The sequence below is a fragment of the Tamlana crocina genome, from assembly GCF_012037625.1.
In genome coordinates this window covers 1-476 of the sequence record NZ_JAAVJS010000203.1, presented here as the reverse complement: position 1 = coordinate 476, position 476 = coordinate 1, and the positions used below count along the sequence as shown (strand labels likewise).

Sequence of the window (476 nt, the reverse complement as noted above, 5' to 3'; positions counted from 1 at the left end):
ATCTTTAGTTCCCTGGGAAGATCGAAAGGTTTTAGTGGGGAATTCCTTATTATTTTTTCTGTGCTAATGTTGGGAACTCCGCTATTCTTTCTGCTGAAAATGAGGAGAATGAAAAGGAAAGAGAAGAAGTAGCTGTCATTTTTATAAGCTGAAAATTTCGGTTAACTGAATAAACTCTTTATGTTATCTTTAACAGGTGAAAACACCGGAAAATTTTTTTTCATAGAACACTTCCGGAATAAATTATCTTACCATGAAAAAATTACTCCTTTTTCTGCTTTTTGCAGGTTTATACCATACTGTTTCCGCACAAACGCTAACGCCCGAAAAGCTTTGGGAGCTTAAAAGAGTTTCTGCAGTAGGACTTTCCAATGATGGGGGAGAAGTGATCTTTACTACCCGGTCCTACGATTTGGACTCCAACTCCGGTACTTCAAAGACTTTTGTGATTCCGGTGAAAGGAGGAGAAGCTAAAG

General features: G+C 38.0%; 1 pseudogene. It reads left to right on the top strand.

The annotated features are described in order from the left end of the window. Window positions 1–253 precede the first annotated feature (253 nt). Window positions 254–476, top strand: a pseudogene (locus tag HC176_RS16320) (S9 family peptidase); the annotation flags it as partial.